Here is a 22390-nt window from a genome sequence, read left to right as displayed (position 1 = left end):
CGCCGAGCTGCTGGCATCGAATTACTCGGGTTATCGGCGGACGAACGGCAATGTTGAGGCGGGCTGGCTTTTTTTTGCGGCGCGGGTTTATTCTCGACTGAAACGTTTCATCTATCTGTTTCACCATTCGAAGAACAAAGAGGTGTCGTGCCATGGATCGTCTGCTGGATACGCTGTTTCCCACTGCCGAGGAGATTCCCGAGGCGTACCGCCTGGGTGAGCCGCTAGAGCAGCGCGATTACCTGGTCAACGGCGAATTGCGCCGCTGGGACGGCCCGCTGGCCACGGTGCGCAGCCCGGTGTGGCTGCGCGAAGGCGATGAAGAGCGCCAGGTGCTGCTGGGCAGCGCGCCGCTGCTCGATGCCGACACCGCCCTCACCGCCCTGGACGCCGCCGTGCATGCCTACGACAAAGGCCGCGGCGCCTGGCCGACGATGCGCGTGGCCGAGCGCATCCGCCATGTCGAAGGGTTCCTCGGACGCATGCGCTTGCAACGCGAGGCGGTGATCAAGCTGCTGATGTGGGAAATCGGCAAGAACCTCAAGGACGCCGAAAAAGAATTCGACCGCACCTGCGATTACATCGTCGACACCATCGGCGCGCTCAAGGAACTGGACCGCCGCTCCAACCGCTTCGAACTGGAACAGGACACCCTCGGCCAGATCCGCCGCACCCCGCTGGGCGTGGCGCTGTGCATGGGCCCTTACAACTATCCGCTGAACGAGACCTTCACCACCCTGATCCCGGCACTGATCATGGGCAACACCGTGGTGTTCAAACCGGCCAAGTTCGGCGTCCTGCTGATCCGGCCGCTGCTCGAAGCCTTCCGCGACAGCTTCCCGGCCGGGGTGATCAACGTCATCTATGGCCGTGGCCGCGAGACCGTCAGCGCGCTGATGGCCAGCGGCAAGATCGACGTGTTCGCCTTCATCGGCACCAACAAGGCCGCCAGCGACCTGAAAAAACTCCACCCGCGCCCGCACCGCCTGCGCGCCGCCCTCGGCCTGGACGCGAAGAACCCGGGCATCGTCTTGCCCGACGCCGACCTCGACAACGCGGTCAGCGAGTCGATTACCGGCGCACTGTCGTTCAACGGCCAGCGCTGCACCGCGCTGAAGATCCTCTTCGTCCACGAACACGTAGTGGACAGCTTCCTGGAAAAATTCCAGGCCAAACTCGCCGCCCTCAAGCCCGGCATGCCCTGGACCCCGGGCGTGGCACTGACGCCGCTGCCGGAGCCGGGCAAGATCGATTACCTCAATGGCCTGGTCAGCGACGCCGTCAGCCAGGGCGCGCAGGTGCTCAACCCCGGTGGCGGGCAGAGCCGTGGTTCGTTCTTCTATCCGGCGCTGCTCTACCCGGTGAACCCGGCGATGCGCGTCTACCACGAAGAGCAGTTTGGCCCGGTGGTGCCCGTGGTGCCGTATAGCGACCTGCAAACGGTGGTGGACTACGTGCTCGATTCGGACTTCGGCCAGCAACTGAGCCTGTTCGGCAATGACCCGGAAGCGATCGGCCGGCTGGTGGACACCTTCGCCAACCAGGTCGGGCGGATCAACATCAACGCCCAATGCCAGCGCAGCCCCGACACGTTCCCGTTCAATGGCCGCAAGAACTCCGCCGAAGGCACGCTCTCGGTGCATGACGCGCTGCGGGTGTTTTCCATCCGCACGCTGGTGGCCACGCGCTTCCAGGACAGCAACAAGCAGTTGATCAGCGAAATCATCCGCAACCGCCAGTCGAGTTTCCTGACCACCGATTACATCTTCTAAAGACCGTTCGGCGCGTCGCATGCCATCCGTCCCGCGCAAGCGGCGACGGATTTGCGCTTTTGCCATTCCTGTACAAACATACAGCGATACGCCCGGGCATCTTGCCCGGGTCGTCCGTTGGCAGTGGCTACAGGAGGAACACGCAATGACCGCAAAACCCATTCCCGAAGGTGCCCACAGCATCACGCCGTATCTGGGCATCAAGGACGCGCATAAAGCCATCGATTTCTACAAGGCTGCCTTCGGCGCCGTCGAGATGTTCCGTCTCGACGGCCCGGACGGCCGCATCGGCCACGCAGAGCTGAAGATCGGCGACTCGTCGATCATGCTCGCCGAGCCCTGCGACCAGGCCGCACTGGTCAGCAGCCAGTCGCAACCCGGTGTTTCCGTGGGGCTGCACCTCTACGTCGAAGACGTCGACGCCCGTTACGCCCAGGCGATCAAGGCCGGGGCCACCGAGGTCAATCCGGTGCAGGACCAGTTTTACGGCGACCGCAGTGGCACCTTGAAGGATCCGTTCGGTAACCTGTGGTTCATTTCCACCCACAAGGAAGACCTCTCGGTGGAAGAAATCCGCGCCAGGGCAGCCAAGTTGTTTGGTGGCTGATCGCCGGCTTTTTGATAGTGTGCCGGGACCGCTTCAGCGGCCCATCGCGACGGTTCGGCGCGATGGGCTGCAAAGCAGTCCCTCATGGAATGGGCAATGCGAATAATCGAAAAAAGCGCCACCCTGGTGCGCACCCTCACTCCCGCTGAAGACGATCTTCTGCGCGGTTTCAACCGCGGCACCCTGGAAGGCCCGCGCCTGTTGCAGGCCAACCAGTTGCTGATTAAGGTCCGCGCCGCCGGTCACTGGCTGGCCTGTGACTGTCAGGCCAAAGCCATGCCGGTGCTCAATGTCACCCTCAACAGCCACACCGGCACGCTGTTCCTGAAGAACAACCCCGGCACCGCCGAGCACGCCGCTGACTGCCCGTTCAGCAAGGACGAGCGCGAGGCCGGCGACACCGACGCCCAGGACACCCCGCCCGCCGCCTGGCTGGCGCCGGACACGCCGCTGCGGCTGATTGGCGATTTTCGCCGCGCCGCCAGCGATGAGTCCGGCAGCGCCGGCGCCGGCGACAAGCGCGAGCAGCACCGCCTGCTGTCGCTGCTGCTGACCCTGATCGAGGCCAGCGGCCTGAACGTCTACGCCACCCACCTGAAAAAAGACCTCACCGGCCAGTTCGCCGAGCTGCGCGGCGTGGCCGGGCGTTACCCGCTGATTGACCGGGTGCCGGCCAGCAACTACCTGGAAACCCGCCTCGACATGAAGCACATGATGATGCTCAAGGCGCGCCTGCGGGAATCCACGGTGTTCGGCAACCATCGCCGCCACGGCCTGTTGCTGGACTGCGTCAGCCAGATCAAGGCGCGCAAGGTCTACAACGAGCGCAGCGAAGACGGCTTCGACTTCCAGGGCCACCACCTGCTCTGGGGCGGCAGCCGCACGCCCGGCCCGCTGCTGGCCCTGGCGATCTACTCGCCGGCCAGCGCCGGCAGCCATTTCTACGAACTGATCCATGTCGCCAGCGTGCCGGTGCTGTCCCGCGGCCATCTGTTCCCGGTGTACCGCGATGAAGAGCGCGAGCCGCTGAAAATGCTCGTCTCGCTGATCGACTGGATGGCCAGCAAGGGTGTGCGGGTGATCATGCGCAGGCCGGTGATCGGCGGCCAGGTGATGGACGAACTGCTGCTCAGTTCCGACCAGGACCGGGTGCTCTCGGTGTCCCTGACCGAGCAGCCGCTGGGGCCGGAGCCGGAGGTGGAGAATTTCCGCCGCTATGCCGACTTCAAGAGCCTCGAAACCTTCCGCAAGTACGTGGCGGGCTTTTTCATGCGCGGGCGCGAGTAAGCGCCGCTGGTCGCCGCGGGGAGTATCCGGATCGCACCCTCATGCGAGGGCACGGCCCAATACCAGGTATCCCCGCGAAAAGGAGTTTGACCATGAAGCGTTCTGCCTTTGCCGTACTGCTGTTCAGCGCCCTGCTCGGCACCCATGCCCTGGCCGACAACGGGCCGACCAATCCCAATCCGCCGTCTTCCGGCGCCGGCGCCAACGCCACTGACGTGCCGATGCCCAACGGCACCGACCCGCGCACCCAGGGCAGCGACCCGGGACGCCAGGGTGGCGCGACCACCGACGGCACCGACCGCAGCAAACCCAACGCCATCGACGGCACCGGCGCGGAAAATGGTGTGGGCAAAGGCGGGATCAACGGAACCGGTGGCAGCAATACCGGTGGCGGTGGGTCCGGTAGCGGGCAGTGAGGGTCCGGTTCTTCGGTAGGAGCGAGCTGGCTCGCGAAAGCCGCGAAACCGGCTCACCTCACCACTGCCGCTTGTCCGGCCGGGTCAGCCCCAGTTTTTCGATCCGGTAACGCAACATGTCCCGGCTCAACCCCAGCAGCCGCGCCGACTTGGTGACATTCCAGTCGGTGCGGTCGAGCATCTTGCGCACCATGTCGCGCTCCACTTCCGGCAGGTTCATCGACTCCAGCGGATCCGCCGGTGGCCGCGCAGTGAAGCTCGGCGCCGTGGGCATCGCCAGCGGTTCTTCCACCAGGCTCGGGCAGACATTCAGTTGCTGCGGGCCGATCACCTCGCTACCCGTCAGCAACACCGTCTGCTCCAGCATATTGCGCAGCTCGCGCACGTTCCCCGGCCAGCCGTAACTGAGCATCAGGTCCTCGGCTTCCGCACTGAAGCGCAACGGCCCCTTGCCGTAGCGCTTGGCGTGCTGGGCGAGGAAATGCCGGGCCAGAATCAGGATGTCTTCGCCACGGTCATACAGCCGCGGCACCTTGATCGAGATGATCCGCAGGCGAAAGAACAGGTCACGGCGGAACTTGCCCTGCTGCACCATCTGCTCCAGGTTGCAGTTGGTGGCGCTGATGATCCGCAGGTTGACCTTGCGCTCCTTGACCGCACCGATACGGCGGATGGTGCGGTCTTCCAGCAGTTTCAGCAGCTTGGCCTGCAGCAGCAGGTCCATTTCGCCGATCTCGTCGAGAAACAGGGTGCCACCGTCCGCCGCTTCGACCAGGCCGACCCGCCGCTCGCGGGCATCGGTAAAGGCGCCTTTCTCATGGCCGAACAGTTCGGCTTCGAGCAGGTTGGCCGGAATCGAGGCGCAGTTGAACTCAATGAATGGCCCCTTGCTGCGCGGCCCGTCGAAATGCAGGGCGCGCGCCACCAGTTCCTTGCCAGTGCCAGTTTCGCCTTCCACCAGCACGGGCGGCAGGTCGCCGCCGGTCATGCGCTGTTCGGCATCGAGCAACTGGCGCACGGTGTGCTTGAGCCCGAGCATCGCCGGCGACTCGCCGATCAACGCCTGGATTCCCGATTTCGACGCCTCGCGCTCCTGATAGAACGACAGGGTTCGCTCCATCCGTTCGGTGGCCAGGGCCTTGTCCAGCATCAGTTTGAGTTCGGCCAGGGCCACCGGTTTGGTCAGGTAGTGGAAGGCGCCCTCCTTCATCGCCGCCACCGCGTCTTCGACGTTGCCGTAGCCGGTCATCATGATGACTTTCAGCTCCGGGGCCTGGGCGACCAGGGTGCGCAGCAACTCGTGGCCGTTCATGCCAGGCAGCGAGTTGTCGGTCAGCACCGCGTCGGGCTGGATATGCTGCAAACGCTCCAGAGCGTCTTCGGCGCTGTGGCAGACGGTCACCTCGAATTGCTTGCGCTCAAGGTAGGTCTGGATGTTCTGCGCGAGGAGTTCATCGTCCTCGACCAGCAGGATGCTGTGTTCCATGGTCCCCTCCGGCAACATTGAAAATCAGGCTGACACGGGTTCCTTCCTCCTCACGGCTGGTCAGGCTGACCGAACCACCGAATCGTTCCATGATGCGTTTGACCAGTACCAGGCCGACCCCGAGGCCGCCCTGCTTGGTGGTGAAAAACGGCTTGAAGACCATCCGTTCCTGTTGCTGGCTCATGCCCTTGCCGCTGTCGCTCACGACCATCCGCCACTGCCGCCCGCCCTGCTCCGGGCTCACTTCAATGCCCAGCCGACCGCCCTTGGGCATGGCTTCCAGGGCGTTGGCGAACAGGCTGTTGAGGATCTGCGTCAGCAGCATCGGCTGGATCGACACACTGGCGGCGGCGGGCGTGTCGACCCGCACCTCGACCCGCGAACGCTCGATCTGCCCGGCGAAACTGGCCAGGGCATCGTCGATCGCGCCCAGCAGGTCCACCGCCTCGGCCTCGTCGCTGGCCGGGCGCAGCGACACCAGCAACTCGCGTACCCAGCGCGACATGCGATCGACCTGACCGATGATGTCGGCGATGTTCTTCTGCGCCGGCTCGCTGGCAACCTCGTGGGCCAGTTCGGCGCTGGAGCGGATGGTCGCCAGCGGGTTGCGCAGGCTGTGGGCCACCGCCGAGGACATTTCGCCGAGCGCGGCGAAGGTCTCGCTGACCACCAGCCGGCGCTGCTGCGAGGCGAGCATGGCGGCGCCGCGACGGACAATCCAGAACAGCCCGAGGTAGATCAGCACGCCGCCGATGATGCTGCTGCTCCAGATCAGCACGTAGCCGCGCTGGATCCGCCGCACCAGATCCTGGGGCTCCTTGTACACCTCGACCATCGACACCACCTGGGTGCCCGAGGCGTCGAACATCGGGATGTAGTTTTCGATGAACAGGTAACGCGGCTCGCGCTCGAACTGCTGTTCCTCGCGCTCGTCGGCGGCCTTGTGGTAGCTGGCCGAGACCGGCGTGCGCGAGGCGAAGGATTCATCGAGGTCGTCATCGCCCTCGATCTTGCGGCCGATCAGTTGCGGATTGGTCGACCAGACGATGGTCCGGTCCAGCGCGTAGACATTCGCCAGCAGCGTGTCGGGCAGGTGCTCGACATGATCGAGGAACTCGATCCGCGCATCCGCCACCACCGACGCCTCCAGGCCCGGGTGCAGGGCGTCCAGCCGCGGATCGAGCAGCTCGCCCATGGTCACGCTCGCGGGGATGCGCGCATGGCGCACCTCGGCCTGGGCCATGGCCTGGATGAACTGGGCGGTGAGCATGGCGTCGCGCTCGACGCTGTCGTTGACCACGAAGCGGGTGGAAACATAGCCCAGCGCGGCGGCCACCGAAGCGATGATCAACAGGCTGACCAAGGAAAACCAGCGCAGCAGATTGAACGGCTGCTGATTCCGGGCAAGGCGTGCATCGGGCTGGCCGGAAACGGCCGCGTCATCGCTGTTCAGCACCATCGGACCGCTTCCTCGCAGGATGCCCGTGTCAGGAACTTATAGCCCAGCCCGTCCGTGGCGTGAGTCACCCGTGCCGCCTGTGCGACGCACGGTGATGCCATTTCGCCTTTCCGCCCCTCTCCGCCCCCCACTCCCTCAATCCCTCAATCCCTGAATCCCTGAACCCCCGAATCCTGTAGGAGCGAGCTTGCTCGCGATGAGGCCGGTGGAGGGTCATCGCAAGCAAGGGGTTCAGGGACAAGCCTCAAAAATCACGCCTTCACCCGCCGCAACGCCACCGTCACCCACGTGCCCTGCCCCTCGCGGCTGCCCAGCTTCACCGTTCCGCCAAAGCGCTCGACAATCCGCCGCACCAGCACCAACCCCACCCCCAGCCCACCGCGCTTGGTGGTGAAGAACGGCTTGAAAGCCATGCGCAATTGCTGGCTGCTCATGCCCTTCCCGGTATCGGCCAGGCGGATGCTTACCAAGCGCCGCGTGCGGGCCTGCACCCGCACGCTGAACCGCCCGCCCTCGGGCATGGCTTCCAGTGCGTTGCTGATCAAACTGTTGAACACCTGCGCCAGCATCACCGGCTGGCCCAGCACGCGAATGCCGCTCAGGTCGTCCAGTTCCACCTCGACCCGTGCCCGGATGATCTGCGCGGCATGCGCCTGCAGGCATTCGCGCAGGATGCCGTCCAGCGCCACCGGCTCGGCCTCGTCGCTGAGCGGGCGCAGCGATTGCAGCAGTTCGCGGACCCAGTGCGACATGCGATCGACCTGGCCAATGATGTCGTCGATGTTCTTCTGCGCCGCGCCGTCATCGAATTCCTGGGCCAGCTCGGCGCTGGAGCGGATGCTCGCCAGCGGGTTGCGCAGGCTGTGGGCCACCGCCGAGGACATCTCGCCCAGCGCGACGTAGGTTTCGTTGTTCACCAGTTGCTTGTGCTGCGCCGCCAGCACCTTGGCCGCACGCCGCACGATCAGGAACAGCCCGCAGTAGACCACCGTGGCACCCAGCGCGGTGCCGAGCCAGAGCATCAGCAAACCACGCTCGATCCGCGCGATCAGGTCGCGGGGCTCCTTGTAGATTTCCACCATGGCGGTGACCTGCTCGCCGCTGGTGTCGAACAAGGGGATGTAGTTTTCGATGAACAGGCGCTGCGGCGGCACCAGGAATTTCTGTTCGGAGCGGGCGTCGTCGATGTCGTGGTAGCTGGCCGAGACGCGCATCTTGTAGTCGAAGGCCCGCTCCAGGTCGTCATCGGACTCGATCATGCGCCCCACCAGCGCCGGGTTGCTGGACCAGATCACCATGCGGTCCGGCGCGTAGATATTGGCCAGGAGCATGTCCGGCAGGTGGGCGATATGGTCGAGGAATTCCCAACGGGCCATCTGCCGGACCTGCGCCGGGACGTCGCTGAACGAGGCGTCCAGCCGCGGATCAAGCAGTTCGCCCATGGTGCGGATATTCGGCACCGCGACGTGGCGCACCTCTGCCTCGGCGATGGACTGGATGAACTGCGCGGTGAGCAACGCGTCGCGCTCGACGCTCTCGTTGATGATGAAGCGGCTGGACACCAGCCCGAGGCCGATCGCCACGCTGAGAATCACCGCCAGGCTCACCACCGCGTACCAGCGCAGCAGGTTGAACGCCGGGCGCTCGCCTTCGCCATCGAGGGCGGCAGTTTCCAGCGATTGGGCGGCAGGCGGCTGCAGGGTCATGGCGAATCCCCGGGCGGATGCCTTTAGGTATAGCGCAATGCCATGAATGCGGAATCTGCCCCACGCCACATTCCCCAATGCTGGGGCCAGTGCCCCGCCAGACGGCAGTGGGGAAAACCGGGGAAATCCGCTGCAGGCCAAGCCTGGCAGGGCTTTCGCCGCGCTGGTACGGATGTTGCCGATGCTCGTGCAGACGACCCAATTTCCTGGGCCCGCTTGCAAGAGGAATACGCTCATGCACCGTCCAACGCCCCATCCGCTGGCTTTGCTGGTTCTGGCCGGCCTGCTCCAGGCGCCCGCCCAGGCGGCGCTGTTCGATGTCGATCCGGGCCCTTACCTGCACGCCACCGGCGGTTTCGCCGCCTGGTATCAGGACAGCCATGGCCGGGTTCTCGACCTGTGCCTGTCCAAGGCCGTCAGCTCGCGGGTGCCCGGCACCGCCGCGGCGCCTTCGTACATGTGCACCCTGCTGCCCACCCCCGGGGTGTTCGATGACACCCAGGCGATCAATTTCCCCAGCAACTTCCCCGATGAAGCCTTCTGGTTTACCGCCGATGCTGCCCTGGTCGATGCCGCCCGCGGTATCGACCTGAGCTTCGGCACGGCGATCGAAGCCGCCTTTGCCGCCGAAGAACCGGTGGACGGCGATCAGGTCAGCTTTGCCCGGGTGCGCATCCGCGTCGATGTGGCCGCGCCGGGCACCTACGTGATCACCCATCCCTACGGCGTCGATGTGTTCGACGTGCCCGTCGCCGGACGCCGGGCGATCAACATGACCCGGGATATCGGCATCGGCGCGCCGCAGACCTACAACGGCGCGCTGAAAGGCGATGTCGGACCGTTCCTGCGCAGCGTCAACGGCCCCTACAGCGAAACCAACCCGCTGACCGGCGCCAGCGAGCGCTACATCGGCGACCCGAATCTGGAAGAAGCCGTCACCGGCAGCCCGTTCAACACCAACTACGTGCGCATCGAAGGGCCCAACGGCCTGGACCTGCGCACCGAGGTGTTCTCGGTGTCCGGCAAGCTGTCCAGCGTCAACCGGCCAACCCCGCTGATCCCGCAGCGCAGCACCTACTCGCGACGCACGGTCAACGGCAACGCGGTGGCCCAGCAGGACGTGTTCGTCCAGGCCCCGCCGCAGCCGGCCACGGTCACCCTGACCAGCCAGAGCCCCAACCTGCCGCTGAGCGAGGCCAACCACACCGGCGCCTGGTATGCGCAGTCGGCGCTCAACCCGACCCTGCCGGCGCTGCTCACCGTGGCGGCCGACAACACCCCGGCGATCCCCAGCAGTACGCCGACCACTGCCAGCCTGCCGCTGGTGGACCTGGTCACGATCCAGCGCGCCGAGTACAGCCTCGGCTCCGGGCAACTGACCCTGATTGCCGCGACCAGCGATGAAATCACCCCACCCACCCTCACCGCCCACACCGGCCATGGCGCCGCCATCGGTGCGCTGGGTGGCGAAGGCGCGGTGAAAACCCTGACCACCGGCCTGTCGCCGATTCCGCCAGCGACCGTCACGGTCACCAGCAGCAATGGCGGCAGCGACAGCGAAGAAGTGGTGATCCTGCCATGAACGCATTCACGCCAAGACCCGCCGCAGGAGGCAACATGAACAGATGGCCCCGCCTGGCGCTGTGTGCCGCCGGACTCACCCTGACCCTCGGCAACAGCGCCTGGGCCGGACTCGCCGCGGTCGACCCCGGCCCCTACACCCTGGCCACCGGGCGCTACCCGATGTGGTACCAGGACGACGGCGACCTGTCGCTGGAGCTGTGCCAGTCGCGCGCCGCCAGTTCGCGGCTGCCGGCGGCCACCCCACCGAACTACATGTGCACGCTGCTGCCTGAACCGGGCATCTACGACGATGCCCTGCCGCTGGTGTTCCCCGACAACTGGCCCCCGGAGATGTTCTGGTTCCTGGCCGAGACCTCGATTCCCGCGGTGGGCAACAGCGGGTATGAGCTGGAGGTCTACGTCGCCGGTATCGAAGCCGCGTTTGCCGCCGAGAATCCGGTGGACGGCGACCAGCAGAGCTTCGCCCGCATCCGCATCCGCGCCTCGGTGCCCACCGCTGGCACCTACACCGTGACCCACCCCTACGGCGTCGAAACCGTCACCGTGGCCAACGGCGGGCGCCGCGCGATCAACATCACCCGCGATATCGGCATCGGCGCGCCGGGCGATTTCAGCGGCGCCTTGAACGGCGCGCTCGGGCCGTTCCTGCGCAGCGTCAACGGGCCGTATACCGAGATCAACCCGGACACCGGGGCGTCGGAAACCTATATCGGCGACCCGAATCTCACCGAAGCGGTGACCGGCAGCCCCAACAACACCAACTTCGTGCGTATCCAGGGCCCGGCCGGGACGATCCAGACCAACCTGTTCAGCGTCTCCGGCAAAGTGCTGGACGCCCGCACCCAGACCGCCGCCGAACTGGACCGCGCCACCTACCGGCGTACCGCCGCCGGCAGCCGCGTCGAAGTGTTCGCCCGCTCCGCCAACAGCGCCAGCCTGTGCCTGCGCGAAAGCGTCGCACTGGTACCCGGCACGCCGCCGTCGCCGTGCCAATACAACCTGCTCGCGGACAACAATGGCCTGTTCTTCGCCCAACGGCTGCTGCCCGGCGCGCCGCCTGCCGTGGTGGTGCTGACCGCCAGCAGCCCGACCGGCGCGACCCGGCCGACCTCGCTGTCGAGCAAGCTCAGTGACGTGGTGAAGATCCAGACCGCGCGCTATGACTGGGCCAACAAACGCCTGACCCTGCAGGCCAGCTCCAGCGACGAAGTGCTGGTGCCGGATCTGGTGGCCCAGGGCTACGGGCGCCTGTCCAAGTCGGGCACGGTGCAGACGCTGACAGTCAACGACCTGGCGCAACCGCCGGCCAGCGTGACCATCAAGTCCGCCGCCGGCGGCAGCGACAGCGAACCGGTGCAGGTGCTCGGCAGCGCGCCGGCGCCGGTAGCCAATCAGGCGCCGATAGCGGTGGCCGACAGCGGCAGCACCAGCTTCGGCGTGCCGCTGACCCTCAATCTGGTGGCCAACGACAGCGACCCGGACGGTGACCTGCCGCTGAGCATCGCCGACCTCACCCAGCCGGCCAACGGCCAGGGCACGGTGGCGCTGAATGGCAGCACCTCGGTGACCTACACCCCGCCCGCCGTGGTCAACGCGCCGATGCAGGCCACCTTCAGCTACCGCGCCCAAGACAACAAAGGCCTGAAATCGGCGGTGGCCACGGTGACCGTCACGGTCGCGCCGAACCAGCCACCGGTGCCGGTCAACGACAGCGTCGCCACCCTCGGCGTGCCGCTGCTCATCGATGTGCTGGCCAACGACGGCGACCCGGAAGGCAACCTGCCACTGGACATCGCCAGCGTCACCCAGCCACCCGCCGGGCGCGGCAGCGTGGCGATCACCGGCAATCAGGTCACCTACACGCCACCGGCCACGGTCACCAGCGCGTTCAGCACCAGCTTCAGCTACGCCATCCGCGATTCGCTGGGGGCGCTGTCGGGGCAGGCGACGGTGAGCGTGCAAGTGTCGCCACGGCCGGCCCAGGAAACCTTCGCGGTCACCGCCGCGGTGGTCCAGGCCCGCTCCAACAACCGCTTCAACTGGGATATCTCGGGGACCTCCTCGGTGACCACCGGCAACACCATCACCGTGCAAGTGACCACGCCGAGCGGCCTGGTGACCCTCGGTACCACCACGGTGCCGGTGACCGGGCGCTGGCGGCTGGTGGTGGCCAACAGCACCACCGTCGTGCCGACCGCCAACCCGAGCGCCACGATTCGCAGCAGCCAGGGCACGGTGCGTACCGTCCCGGTTGTCGTGCAGTAACCCGGAGGATTGCCGCATGCCGCGCCTGACCCCACTGCTGCTGTGCCTGGCCCTGCTCGGCCAGGCCACGCAGGCCGACGACCTGATGGACAACGCCGACCTGGCCCCCGGCGTCGACCTTGGCGAATCGCTGCTGCCGCAGATGGCCCCGTCAGGCCAGCACGCGCTGATCGACCAGAACGGCCAGGCCAACCGCGCCGCCGTGGACCAGAACGGGCAGAACCTGCTGGGCACCATCGTCCAGTCCGGCGGCGCCCAGGAAGCCTGGATCCTGCAACAGGGCGCCGACCTGATGGCTGCCATCAGCCAGCAGGGCCAGGGCAACCAGGCGGCCATCGTGCAGAACGGCAGCCACAACCGCGCCGAGATTTCCCAGGCCGGCAACAGCAACAGCGCGACCATCCAGCAGACCGGCACCGGGCTCTCCAGCACGGTGATCCAGGCCGGCAATGGCCAGAACGTGTCCGTCAACCAATACCGCTAAACCCTGGAGGCATCACCATGTTCAAGCTCGCTCCCCTAAGCGCCGCCATTGTCCTGGCGCTTGCCGGCCAGGTCATGGCCGATGACAGCGTGTCGAACCAGAACCAGCTCGGCACCGAGAACATCGCCGAGGTCAAACAACTCGCCGCGCCCAACAGCACCAGCAACCAGCAGCAAACCGGCCTGGGCAACAACGCCGCCAGTCTGCAGGACGGCGCCACCGCGCAAATCCTGCAGCAGCACCTGGGCGAGTACAACGCCGGTTACGCCGAGCAGTTGTTCGAATCCGGCAGCCAGATCAACCAGCAGCAGACCGGCAGCCTCAACACCACCCACGCCAGCCAGTCGATCGGCTACGAGAACCAGGCCACGCAGATCCAGTCCGGCAGCGGCAACTTCTCCTTCATCTACCAGGACACCCAGGAAGGCAGCCAGGCCCTGACCCAGCAGTTCGGCGCCGGCAACAGCGCCTTCGCCGAGCAACTGTTCGGCGGCATCGCCAACCAGTCGCAGACCCTGCAACAGGGCAATGACAACTACAGCGCCGCCGAACACATGCTTCACGAGAACGGCCAGATCACTATCCAGCAGTCCGGCGAAGGCAACTGGGCCTACGGCGAGCAGAGTTCGGGGCAAGGTGGCGAGGTCAACATCGGCCAGAGCGGCGGCTGGAACAGCGTGCAGGTCTGGCAGGACACCCAGGTTTCCAGCCAGGCCAACGTCGCCCAGTACGGCCAGACCAACGAAACCGTGGTCGACCAGACCTTCGGCGAAAACAACCTGGCCAGCGTGATCCAGGCCGGCGACCTCAATGCCTTCTACGTCGATCAGTTCGAATCGCTGCAATCGGTGGCGACCCTGTACCAGACCGGTTCAGGCAACGTCGGCTTCAGCTACCAGAGCGGCGACGGCCACCAGCTCAGCGTCAACTCCACCGGCAGTGGCAACCGTATTCTCGCCAGCAACTGGAAAGGCGAGCGCCTGGGCGGCCAGTTCGGCACCCAGCAACGGGCCCAGCTCAACCAGAACGGCAGCGGCAACAGCGCCAACCTGACCCAGAACGGCGGCAACCAGTTGGCCCGCCTCAATCAGAACGGCACGGACAACCAAGCGCGGATCGACCAGGCCGACAGCAACAACGAGCTGTATTTCGAACAGAACGGCAGCGACAACCTGCTGATCGCCGACCAGCGCGGCACGCTCAACTACGCCACCGGCAGCAGTACCGGCAGCGGCAACAGCGTGACCCTCGAGCAGAGCGGCAGCGGTAACCAGAGCTACACCTGGCAGCTTTATGGGCAGGGCAACGAGGCGAGCATCAAACAGACTGATGGGGTCAATGTGGCCTATGTCACCCAGGGCGGTACGGCCAACCAGGCCACGGTGGACCAGAGCGGCATGAACCAGACCGCAACCCTTCAGCAGTTCGGCACTGGTAACCAGGCCAGCGTGCTGCAGCAGTGAGATTCCCGCTTGGCCGCGGCTGGCGATGGGCTGGTCGCGGTCTTTTTTTGCCGTGTGGTGGGTGAAAGGCGCTAGCCGGAAGTTTTCTAGCGCTCTCAAGATCGAGCGCCGCCCGCGCGGCGCATCGCGAGCAAGCTCGCTCCTACATTTGTTGCAACGCGCCATGGCCTGTGGGATTGGTGTTGCCAGCCTTGGTGCATGGTTAGAGAGTGCGGGGCGGCTGGGGCGCCAACCCCTAAATCGAGTCGAACAAACAAGGCGGTCAACCATGGCCTGACAGACATAGGCTCGTTGCAACAAATGAGCGAGCTTGTCGGGGCGCCGAACCGTCGCGATGCGCCGCGCGGGCGGCGCTCGATCTTGAGAGCGCTGAAAAACTGTCGGCATGCACCTGGTCGCCATAACCCGGTCTCCCGGCCGCCGCCAGACCGAACAACATCGTTGCCCATGCCGGCCAATTCGCTGGCAAGCCAGCTACCACAGTGTTCAGCTCACCACTCAAACACCCAAAACAACAACCTATCGCAAACTCGGCCACCCCTGGAACGACGCCACCACACTGACGCAACCCGGCATCTGTCGGCAGGCTTTGACGCTGCGTGGCTCAGGCGGCACCGACACAAGCACCGTCAGCACCACGAAAAACAAAATGGACAGCGGAACACTGTAGGCAAGAAGGCTTTTTATTTTCATTGTCGGCATTCTCCAAACCCGTGGTTCGGTCGGGGCCCGTCGGCGTGGCGCCGGGCCCCGGGTGTCTCAACGCTCGTCGACGGTGACGATCTCGCGACGCTCGGCCATGCTCGCCGGCACTTGGTCCTCGTCGGTAAAGAACTGCTCGTACCATTCGCGCAACTGATAGACCGGGCCATCGGTCTCGGCCAGCACCGGTTTGTCGATGCGGATCTTGTGCTTCCAGATATCCACGTCCTGGTAGAACGAGGCACGGTTGCCCATGACGTAGGCCTTGGCCACTTCCTGGTTCTGCTCCTCGGTCCAGCCCGGCACGCGCTGGACCATGCAGCCGAAACGCAGTTCGAAACTGTCAGGGCCGACGGGAACGTGGCTGTTGAGCAGGATGGCGTGGATGCGCACGTCGCCGAACATCGAGCTGAGGTGGGTGAAGTGGGTCGCCGGGCCGTAGTAGGCCGATTCGGCGATCAGGTCGCCGCCCAGGCGCTCGGAGTCGCCGTGGAAGATCTGGTGGCCGATATGGCCTTCGAAGATGTTCGAGAAGAATTTGGTCGGGGTGCCGTGGACCGGGCCGAAGTGCTGGGCGTCCACCAGGTTGTCGACCAACTCGCGCGGGTTGGTCTCGATCAGCATGGTGTCGATGTTCCAGTCGTGGATCCAGTCCGGGCTGTCCATCACGGCCAGGTGCGGGATGACCACGCCTTCGCTCGGGGCCTTGCCTTCCGGGTTGTTCCAGATGAACAGCAAGTTGTTTTCCACGCAGGTCAGCCAGGCACGGGTCTTGGCTTTCGGCGGGATGCGCTTGCAGTACGGGATCTCGACGCACTTGCCGGCGGTGTCGTATTTCCAGTGGTGGAACGGGCAGACCACGCGGTCGTTCTCGATGGTGCCCTGGGACAGGTCGGCGCCCATGTGCGGGCAATAGGCATCAAGGACGCTGATGGTGCCGTCGCTGGCGGCGAAGCCTACCAGGCGGGTGCCGAAGATGTTCAGCGTGTGCAGCTTGCCATCGCGGTAGTCAGCAGCGTTGCCCAGGCAATGCCAGCCGCGGGCGTAGCGGTGAGTGCGCTGGGCATTGTCGAGGGAGATTTCAGCGAGTTTGGTCATTTTGTTGTTGTCCTCGGGTGAAAACCTGGGGGTCGGCTAATACCCCCTTTCTGAATGGGTGAATTCATGACCGCCATGATTGGGCAGATGCGCCAAGGGCTTCATCCTCCAATTGGACTAGGCGGTTTTGCAGCGTTCTCATCGCCGGCAAACCGGCGATGAGGCCCTTGGAAATCAGGCGATCACTGACCGAAACGCCGCGCCGCCTCCGGTCCGAAATCCTTCGGACTGAAGCCCGGCTTGTTCAACTGGTAGCCGTTGCGCTGTTCGTTGATCAGGTTGAACGCCAGGTAGCTGCCGGCGTTGAGGTCGTGGTACAGCCCTACCCCGGCCTGCTGGCCGAAGGACTCGTAGGCGTAGAAGTAGTTGACCATCGAGGTGCGCCACAGCTCGCCACGGTTGTCGTAGTTGTCGGCGAGCATCGGGAACCAGGTGTCTTCGTCGATGTACAGCTTGCGTTTGCCGTACAGGTGGCGATAACCGGGCTTGAGGGTGCCTTCCAGTTCCCACACGCGGTGGCGCTCGTAGCGCATGGCATCGGGGTTGATATGCCCCGGGGTCAGCAGGTCGGCGTATTTGAGTTGCGGCGAATGGAGGCGGTAGGCGTTGTAAGGGATGTACATCTCGCGCTTGCCGACGATCTTCCAGTCGTAACGCTGGCCGGAGCCGTTGAACAGGCGCACTTCGTCCACGGTGATCGAGCCACCGCTGCCCGGGAACGACATGTCGAAACCGTAGCCCGGCGACTGGCGCACGCGACGGGTGCCGGGGTCATAGCGCCAGGCCTGGCGTGGCTCGGTCTTGTCGTTCCAGAACTCGGTGCCGGTGTTGATCTCGCCCTTGTCGCGCTGCGGCAGCAGGGTTTCGTTGAGGTAGAACGACGAGTTGCCGGTGGTGTCGCCGATCTTGCCCGGCTCCAGCGACGGCGCCAGGTTGCGCGAATGCACGCGGCCCCAGTTGATGTTGCCGTCCTTGAGCACGTAGGCGTTGTCGGAGATGTATTCCTCGGTCCAGGCGCGCAGGGTGAAGGTCGAGGCGTTCTTCAGCAATTCCAGGCCGCTGCGCGGTACCGGGAACGGCGTGCCGCCGGTCTTGCCGACCACGCCTTCGCCATCGTCCACCAGCTTGGCGATGGCGGCGTTTTCCTTGGTGGCCTGGCACACCGTGTCGCTGGGGCGGAAATCCCGGTGGCTGGGGTAGATCGGCATTTTGAAGGTGGCGGGATACAGCTTGAACAGCGCTTTCTGGCCGTCGGACAACTGCTCGGCGTACTGCGCCAGGTTGGCGGCGGTGATGACGAACAGCGGCTTCTCGTCCGGGTACGGGTCGATCGGGTGGTTGCCGGTGCCCTTGAAGTCGACCTGAGGCGGCACGCCCAGCCATTTGCCGGAATACGCTGGAATGCTGCCGTCGGCATTACCGCTCTTGTCGGCGCCCAGGCAGGTCAGCTCGGCGCCCAGGCGTGGCACGTCTTCAGGGGCGGCGCTGGCGGGAGCGATGGCGGTGCAGCCAAGCAGGGCCGCGAAAGTCCACGAAGCCAGGCCACGGGGGGCCAGGTTACTGCCGGTCATTGTTGTTCTCCTTGGAATACCGATAGCGGGGAGCCCAGTATCGGCAGGCGCCGGAGGCGGCAGCATCGTCCGTGCGGACTAACGCATTTTGGGAGGTTCGGTGGTGGGGAGCCGCCCCTGTGGTGGGGCAGCCCATTTGGCATCCGTCGCTCAAAAGCTGCCGGTGCTGCTGGCGCCTTCCCCAACCTTCAGCACATTGTTGTTACCCGGTTGCCAACGCGGCTCGCTGTTGGCGTCGGCCTCCCGGCGCACGATGCACTTCCATTCCAGCGTCTGTTGATCCGGTACACGGACTACCCCCTTCCAGCTCGGGTATGCACTTGTGTCCGTCAGGCGAATGGCATGCGCAGGCTTCCATTCACCCAGTTCCGCACTACTGCCCACTACGTAGACGCTTTCCCCTGGCTGAGTGATGCTTTGATTGCAGGTAAAGGTGACCTCCACGGAAGCCTGGGACTGCGCAGACCGCCATACCCGGATCTGACCGTTGTCGGCATCGAGCACTGAGGTGAATCCAGCACCGGCAGCGCTGAGGTTTGACCCCAGTGCAATCAGCAGCGTGCCTTTGCCTCCGGTGGTCCGTGCGACCAACCCGGAGTAGTTGCCCAGAAACGAAATAGCCGAGTCGGCTTTGACACCGGCGTCGCGACGAATCCTGATCAACTTGCGAATCAGCTCGCCCCGTGGCCAGTCGTACATGTCTGGCCAGTACACGGTCGGTGTGCCGGGGCTGGTCAGGATGTACGCATACGCTTGATTGCGGCGCTCTTCAGGCAGAGCCCAATGGTGCTGCCCGCCATTGGGCCCTGGCGAATAGCCCGTGTCGTGGTTGTCGACGAACGTGACGGCTACCTCCCTCCAGCGTGGGTCAGGATTGCCGTTGAGCCCATGGCGCCAGTCGGCGATTGCGCCATTTTGCATGCGCTCCTTCAAGGCAAAGTCGAACACCGTGCAATGGGCGCGATCCGACCAGTCCTTCAAGGCATCCTGCCAACTGGCCTTGCTACGCCAGTCATCGCTGGCGTATTCGTTCGGTGCCTTCCACAGCTCGCCCACGCAGAAGCCTTGGGTGCCGAACCCTTGCATCCAGCTGTCGACACGCTCGGCCGCGTAGCCTTTGACAAAGTCAAAGCGAAGCCCCTGCGCACCGTAGTGATCCCGCAGGTTGGCGAATTCATCCTTGAACATCTCGAACACACGCGGATTGGCGGTATTGAGGTCGGCGTCTCCCGTCATGAACCCCTCGCCGTCATCACATTTGCTGACGGGCTGGCAATCGTCGCGCCAGAAATTCTGCCCTTTGGGTAGCTGAACTTCCTGGCCCGGAAAATTGCCGTTCATGTGATTGGGAACCACGTCATAGATCGGCTTGACGTGGACCTTGTTCAACGCCGCGGCGGCTTGCTTGAGCTGGTCATCACTGCCGTATTGACTGTTTTTGTTGAAGTCTTGCCAGAAGTACCCTTCGCCACCGCCCGAGGTACCCGACGCGGCATCAGCCCACTTGGAGCCATCTCGCCAGGGCGGTGGCATCCAGATTGCGGTGAAGCCATCCTGCGCGATGGTTGCAGCCTTGGCCGCCAGGATCGTGTACCAGCTTTCGCCCGAAACACGGCTGGAGTTCCAGTGAAACCCCTGCAGGATGATTTCATCACCACCGTCGTTACGTACTGAGCCGACGGTATTGCCTTGAAGGTCCTCTCTAGCCAATGCAGCGTTGTGAGTACCCAGCAAAGACATAAGCAACAACGAGCAAATCGCAGCCTTCATGGTGGCCTCCCAGGTGCCATGGCCTTAACCAGACAAAACCAGACAGCGCGCCAATGGACGCTGCCCGCAGGTAGACGAAAGCAATATGGGAGATATCCAGACGCTCAACTACTGGCAAAAATGATAGTTCTCAGCGGTATTGGTTACCGCTGATCTGCTTTTTTCAGGCGATCACCTGAAATCCGCAACAACACCCCTCACACCGCGCTAGCCGGCAACGGCAGCGTCCCCGGCTGCCCAAGGGCAACCACGCTGTTGAGCATGATCCGCACCAGTTCGGTCTGCCGTCGCACACCGGTCTTGGAGAAGATCGACCGCAAATGCGCCCGGGCAGTATTGCGACGGATATTGAGCAGCTCCGACGCTTCTTCCAGCGACAGACCGTTGGCCAGTTCCAGCGCCAGCGCGGTTTCCGCCGGGGTCAGGTGATAGAGCTGCGAGGTCACCACCGTGCTGACCAGGGATTTGCCCACCGCATCGCGCACATAGACCATCACCGTCGGCTTGCCCTTGCCCTCCAGCAGTTCCTGCGACGGAATCAACTCCACCACCACGCCCAGGTTGACCTGCCCGGACGGTCGCGACACCGACATGGCCTCCGCGCCCTGGCGGTCACCCTCCCCTTGTTTGGCGCGGGTGAAGGCATTGCGCACCAGCCGGCTGAGTTCCCGATTGTCGCTCGGGTAAGTCGCTTCCAGCCGGCCGCCCACCAGCTTGAGGCCGTCGTTGCTGTCGAGGATTTCCCGCGCCACCGGGTTGAGTTGCAGCACGCTGCCGCTTTCGTCGAGGACGATGGTTGCCACCGCCAGGCGGCTGATGGTCTGGCAATACAGGCTGCCCAGCGACTCGCTGCGGTCCAGCAGCGAATGCATGTGCAGGGCCCGGCGCAGGTGCGGGATGAGCATCGCGCACATGGCCCGCTCGGTGTCGCCGAAGCGCGCCTGCTCGCGGGTGCGGTTGATGCGCAGGCGCAGGATGCCGCCGTCCGGCATGCTGATATCGACGCCGAGCATCTGGTGGCAACCGTAGGGTTCGCAGTACAGCAGGTAGAACGACGAACCCAGCCATTCGGCCTCGGTCATCAGGTCGTCGATGGTGAACACCTGGTCGGAGGGCAATCGGTCGAACAGGGTCGATTTGGCGTAGTAGGCGTAATGGTTGACGCCGCCCTCGCCCAATTCGATGTCGCCGGCGACCATCATCGGCGACAGGAACGGTTCGTCCGCCACCCGCAGGATGAGGGTGACGAAATTGGCCTGGAACAAGGCGCGGACCTGTTGCAGCGACTCGGTCATGCAACGGGTGTCCATCGCCGCGTCGTACATGTTGCCGATCAGCCGCTCGTACTCGGCCAGCTCCAGTCCCATTGTTTCCAGGACACGGGCGTTGGGCATCACGGTTTGCATGGTCAATCCCCCACGGGCCCGGCCCCCCGGAGCCCGCAACATTGTTTTTATTGTGGTGGAGCATCCGGGCGAGGTCGCCCGGCAGCACGCCGGCGCTGGCGCACGGGAAACGCCAGGCGGTTCATCAACAATCGTCTTACTTCACGGCGGCCAGCGCGCTGTCGCCACTGCCCTGGAACACGCCACGCTCGCCGGCCACCAACAGGTGGCGGGCATTGAGCACCAGCGCCGAGGTCAGGGTGCCCAGGCCCATGCGCTGCGAGCTGTCGAGCAGAGTGCCTTTGGCATCCAGGCGGATCAAGCGACTGCCGGCACCCACCAGCACCAGGCCCTGATTGTCGGGTAACAGCGCGTGGCCGTAGATCGGTTGGGTGCTGCCGACATCGACCGGCTTCCAGCTCTCGCCGAAGTCGGTGCTGAGAAACACGTTGCCGCGCATGCCATACGCCAGCCAGCGCTCGGCGGACAAGCGCACCACGCCAAACAGCGAGCCGCTGTAGAACGGCGTCAGGCTCTGCCAATGCTGGCCGGCATCGCTGGAACGCAGCACCAGGCCCTGTTCGCCGACGAGCATCTGCCGGCCATCGGCACCGCCGTCCAGGCCGTTGAAATGGGCGCCGTCGCCGGGCATTTCGCGCGCGCTCCAGTGCTGGCCGGCGTCGCTGGACTCCAGGTATTTGCCGTAGCTGCCGTAGGCCACCACGTGTTGGCCGTCGCTGCTCCAGACACCCAGCAGCGGCTCGCCCAGTTCGGCGTCGTAGTGCATTTCCTGCCATTGCTGGCCGCCGTCGGTGGAACGCAGGATCCAGCCGTCGTGACCGACCGCAATCAGCAGGCCGGGAGCCAGGGCGGTGACCGCGGTCAGCGTCGCTTCGCGCTCGCCGCCGACCTGGCGGGTCTGCCAGGACCGTCCGCCGTCGTCGCTGGTGAGTATCGTGCCGCGTTCGCCAACGCCCAGCAGTTGCGGGCCGTCGGCCACCAAGGCGTTGACCTGGACGCGGTCGGCGTTGATCTGCGAGACCGCCAGCGGCGCCGGCTGGCGAGGAGAGAAGGCCAACGCGACGGCGGCGATGACGATGGCGCTCATGGCGTATCCGATCAGATTGCGCATGACGGACTCCATGACGACAGGTGCGGGCACGGTGCAGGCTTCATCGGGTGATCCTCTGGTTTTTTCTTGTCAGCGGATCATCTGACCGGGTGGTCGCGGAGGCATCGTCCAAATGGGGTAGCTGGTTGTTCCAAGGGCCGTCATACCAGGCTCGCCAGCGCTCTCGGCCCGGAAATATAAATGAAATTAGAAAAAACCCCCCC

16 protein-coding genes are annotated in these 22390 nt (G+C 64.9%); 8 read left to right on the top strand and 8 right to left on the bottom strand.

Annotation, left to right across the window (positions count from 1 at the left end):
• Positions 1–152: 152 nt before the first annotated feature.
• From NTD88_RS06400 to NTD88_RS06385, 4 genes are all read left to right on the top strand, one after another.
• Positions 153–1772, top strand: a complete 1620-nt coding sequence (locus tag NTD88_RS06400; RefSeq protein ID WP_262156153.1) for an NADP-dependent glyceraldehyde-3-phosphate dehydrogenase — start codon at positions 153–155, stop codon at positions 1770–1772.
• A gap of 145 nt (positions 1773–1917) precedes the next feature.
• Positions 1918–2379: a VOC family protein gene (locus tag NTD88_RS06395; protein WP_262156152.1), complete on the top strand. Its 462-nt coding sequence runs from the start codon at positions 1918–1920 to the stop codon at positions 2377–2379.
• Between the two features lie 96 nt (positions 2380–2475).
• Entirely contained in the window at positions 2476–3666 is a 1191-nt protein-coding gene (locus NTD88_RS06390) for a hypothetical protein (protein ID WP_262127766.1), read from the top strand.
• A 92-nt stretch (positions 3667–3758) separates the two neighbouring features.
• Positions 3759–4082 (top strand): hypothetical protein, encoded by a 324-nt coding sequence (locus NTD88_RS06385; protein WP_095153523.1) that lies wholly within the window; start codon positions 3759–3761, stop codon positions 4080–4082.
• A 58-nt stretch (positions 4083–4140) separates the two neighbouring features.
• Here NTD88_RS06385 and NTD88_RS06380 read toward each other — a convergent pair whose 3' ends face one another.
• The 3 genes from NTD88_RS06380 to NTD88_RS06370 form a co-directional block, all read right to left on the bottom strand.
• Entirely contained in the window at positions 4141–5568 is a 1428-nt protein-coding gene (locus NTD88_RS06380; protein WP_262156151.1) for a sigma-54-dependent transcriptional regulator, read from the bottom strand.
• A complete protein-coding gene (locus tag NTD88_RS06375) occupies positions 5534–7027 on the bottom strand; it encodes an ATP-binding protein (protein ID WP_262156150.1) in 1494 nt (497 codons plus the stop codon). Before NTD88_RS06375 ends, NTD88_RS06380 begins: the two co-directional genes overlap by 35 nt.
• A gap of 251 nt (positions 7028–7278) precedes the next feature.
• Positions 7279–8733 (bottom strand): ATP-binding protein, encoded by a 1455-nt coding sequence (locus tag NTD88_RS06370; protein ID WP_262156149.1) that lies wholly within the window; start codon positions 8731–8733, stop codon positions 7279–7281.
• Positions 8734–8968: 235 nt separating this feature from the next.
• On the opposite strand from NTD88_RS06370, the gene NTD88_RS06365 reads away from it, so the two are divergent.
• The 4 genes from NTD88_RS06365 to NTD88_RS06350 are packed head-to-tail and all read left to right on the top strand — an operon-like array spanning position 8969 to position 14529.
• Positions 8969–10315, top strand: a complete 1347-nt coding sequence (locus NTD88_RS06365; protein ID WP_262156148.1) for a hypothetical protein — start codon at positions 8969–8971, stop codon at positions 10313–10315.
• A 35-nt stretch (positions 10316–10350) separates the two neighbouring features.
• Positions 10351–12582: an Ig-like domain-containing protein gene (locus NTD88_RS06360; protein WP_262156147.1), complete on the top strand. Its 2232-nt coding sequence runs from the start codon at positions 10351–10353 to the stop codon at positions 12580–12582.
• 16 nt (positions 12583–12598) lie between these two features.
• On the top strand, positions 12599–13066 hold the full coding sequence (locus NTD88_RS06355; protein WP_262156146.1) for a curlin: 468 nt from the start codon (positions 12599–12601) through the stop codon (positions 13064–13066).
• Between the two features lie 17 nt (positions 13067–13083).
• Positions 13084–14529, top strand: coding sequence for a curlin (locus NTD88_RS06350; RefSeq protein WP_262156145.1), 1446 nt, complete (start codon positions 13084–13086; stop codon positions 14527–14529).
• 759 nt (positions 14530–15288) lie between these two features.
• On the opposite strand, the gene NTD88_RS06345 is transcribed toward NTD88_RS06350, so the two are convergent.
• The 5 genes from NTD88_RS06345 to NTD88_RS06325 all read right to left on the bottom strand — a co-directional run bounded on the left by NTD88_RS06345 (position 15289) and on the right by NTD88_RS06325 (position 22187).
• Complete coding sequence (locus NTD88_RS06345; protein WP_262156144.1) at positions 15289–16329, bottom strand: Rieske 2Fe-2S domain-containing protein; 1041 nt, start codon at positions 16327–16329, stop codon at positions 15289–15291.
• A gap of 182 nt (positions 16330–16511) precedes the next feature.
• Positions 16512–17900: a DUF1329 domain-containing protein gene (locus tag NTD88_RS06340; RefSeq protein WP_262156143.1), complete on the bottom strand. Its 1389-nt coding sequence runs from the start codon at positions 17898–17900 to the stop codon at positions 16512–16514.
• Between the two features lie 150 nt (positions 17901–18050).
• On the bottom strand, positions 18051–19640 hold the full coding sequence (locus NTD88_RS06335) for a glucan 1,4-alpha-maltotetraohydrolase domain-containing protein (protein WP_410017265.1): 1590 nt from the start codon (positions 19638–19640) through the stop codon (positions 18051–18053).
• A gap of 227 nt (positions 19641–19867) precedes the next feature.
• Positions 19868–21076 (bottom strand): helix-turn-helix transcriptional regulator, encoded by a 1209-nt coding sequence (locus NTD88_RS06330; protein ID WP_095153534.1) that lies wholly within the window; start codon positions 21074–21076, stop codon positions 19868–19870.
• 136 nt (positions 21077–21212) lie between these two features.
• The gene (locus NTD88_RS06325) at positions 21213–22187 is read right to left on the bottom strand and encodes a WD40/YVTN/BNR-like repeat-containing protein (RefSeq protein WP_095153535.1); all 975 of its coding nucleotides are present in this window, start codon (positions 22185–22187) and stop codon (positions 21213–21215) included.
• Positions 22188–22390: the final 203 nt, after the last annotated feature.

The organism is Pseudomonas sp. 20P_3.2_Bac5, from assembly GCF_025466035.1.
Taxonomy (GTDB): domain Bacteria; phylum Pseudomonadota; class Gammaproteobacteria; order Pseudomonadales; family Pseudomonadaceae; genus Aquipseudomonas.
The sequence above is the reverse complement of the archived record's forward strand: the minus strand, read 5'-3'. Positions and strand labels throughout refer to the sequence as shown.

Bases quoted from the DNA above. Each gene is read 5' to 3' on its own strand.
- NTD88_RS06400 (WP_262156153.1), top strand. From the start codon at position 153: ATGGATCGTCTGCTGGATACGCTGTTTCCCACTGCCGAGGAGATTCCC.
- NTD88_RS06395 (WP_262156152.1), top strand. From the start codon at position 1,918: ATGACCGCAAAACCCATTCCCGAAGGTGCCCACAGCATCACGCCGTAT.
- NTD88_RS06390 (WP_262127766.1), top strand. From the start codon at position 2,476: ATGCGAATAATCGAAAAAAGCGCCACCCTGGTGCGCACCCTCACTCCC.
- NTD88_RS06385 (WP_095153523.1), top strand. From the start codon at position 3,759: ATGAAGCGTTCTGCCTTTGCCGTACTGCTGTTCAGCGCCCTGCTCGGC.
- NTD88_RS06380 (WP_262156151.1), bottom strand. From the start codon at position 5,568: ATGGAACACAGCATCCTGCTGGTCGAGGACGATGAACTCCTCGCGCAG.
- NTD88_RS06375 (WP_262156150.1), bottom strand. From the start codon at position 7,027: ATGGTGCTGAACAGCGATGACGCGGCCGTTTCCGGCCAGCCCGATGCA.
- NTD88_RS06370 (WP_262156149.1), bottom strand. From the start codon at position 8,733: ATGACCCTGCAGCCGCCTGCCGCCCAATCGCTGGAAACTGCCGCCCTC.
- NTD88_RS06365 (WP_262156148.1), top strand. From the start codon at position 8,969: ATGCACCGTCCAACGCCCCATCCGCTGGCTTTGCTGGTTCTGGCCGGC.
- NTD88_RS06360 (WP_262156147.1), top strand. From the start codon at position 10,351: ATGAACAGATGGCCCCGCCTGGCGCTGTGTGCCGCCGGACTCACCCTG.
- NTD88_RS06355 (WP_262156146.1), top strand. From the start codon at position 12,599: ATGCCGCGCCTGACCCCACTGCTGCTGTGCCTGGCCCTGCTCGGCCAG.
- NTD88_RS06350 (WP_262156145.1), top strand. From the start codon at position 13,084: ATGTTCAAGCTCGCTCCCCTAAGCGCCGCCATTGTCCTGGCGCTTGCC.
- NTD88_RS06345 (WP_262156144.1), bottom strand. From the start codon at position 16,329: ATGACCAAACTCGCTGAAATCTCCCTCGACAATGCCCAGCGCACTCAC.
- NTD88_RS06340 (WP_262156143.1), bottom strand. From the start codon at position 17,900: ATGACCGGCAGTAACCTGGCCCCCCGTGGCCTGGCTTCGTGGACTTTC.
- NTD88_RS06335 (WP_410017265.1), bottom strand. From the start codon at position 19,640: ATGTCTTTGCTGGGTACTCACAACGCTGCATTGGCTAGAGAGGACCTT.
- NTD88_RS06330 (WP_095153534.1), bottom strand. From the start codon at position 21,076: ATGCAAACCGTGATGCCCAACGCCCGTGTCCTGGAAACAATGGGACTG.
- NTD88_RS06325 (WP_095153535.1), bottom strand. From the start codon at position 22,187: ATGCGCAATCTGATCGGATACGCCATGAGCGCCATCGTCATCGCCGCC.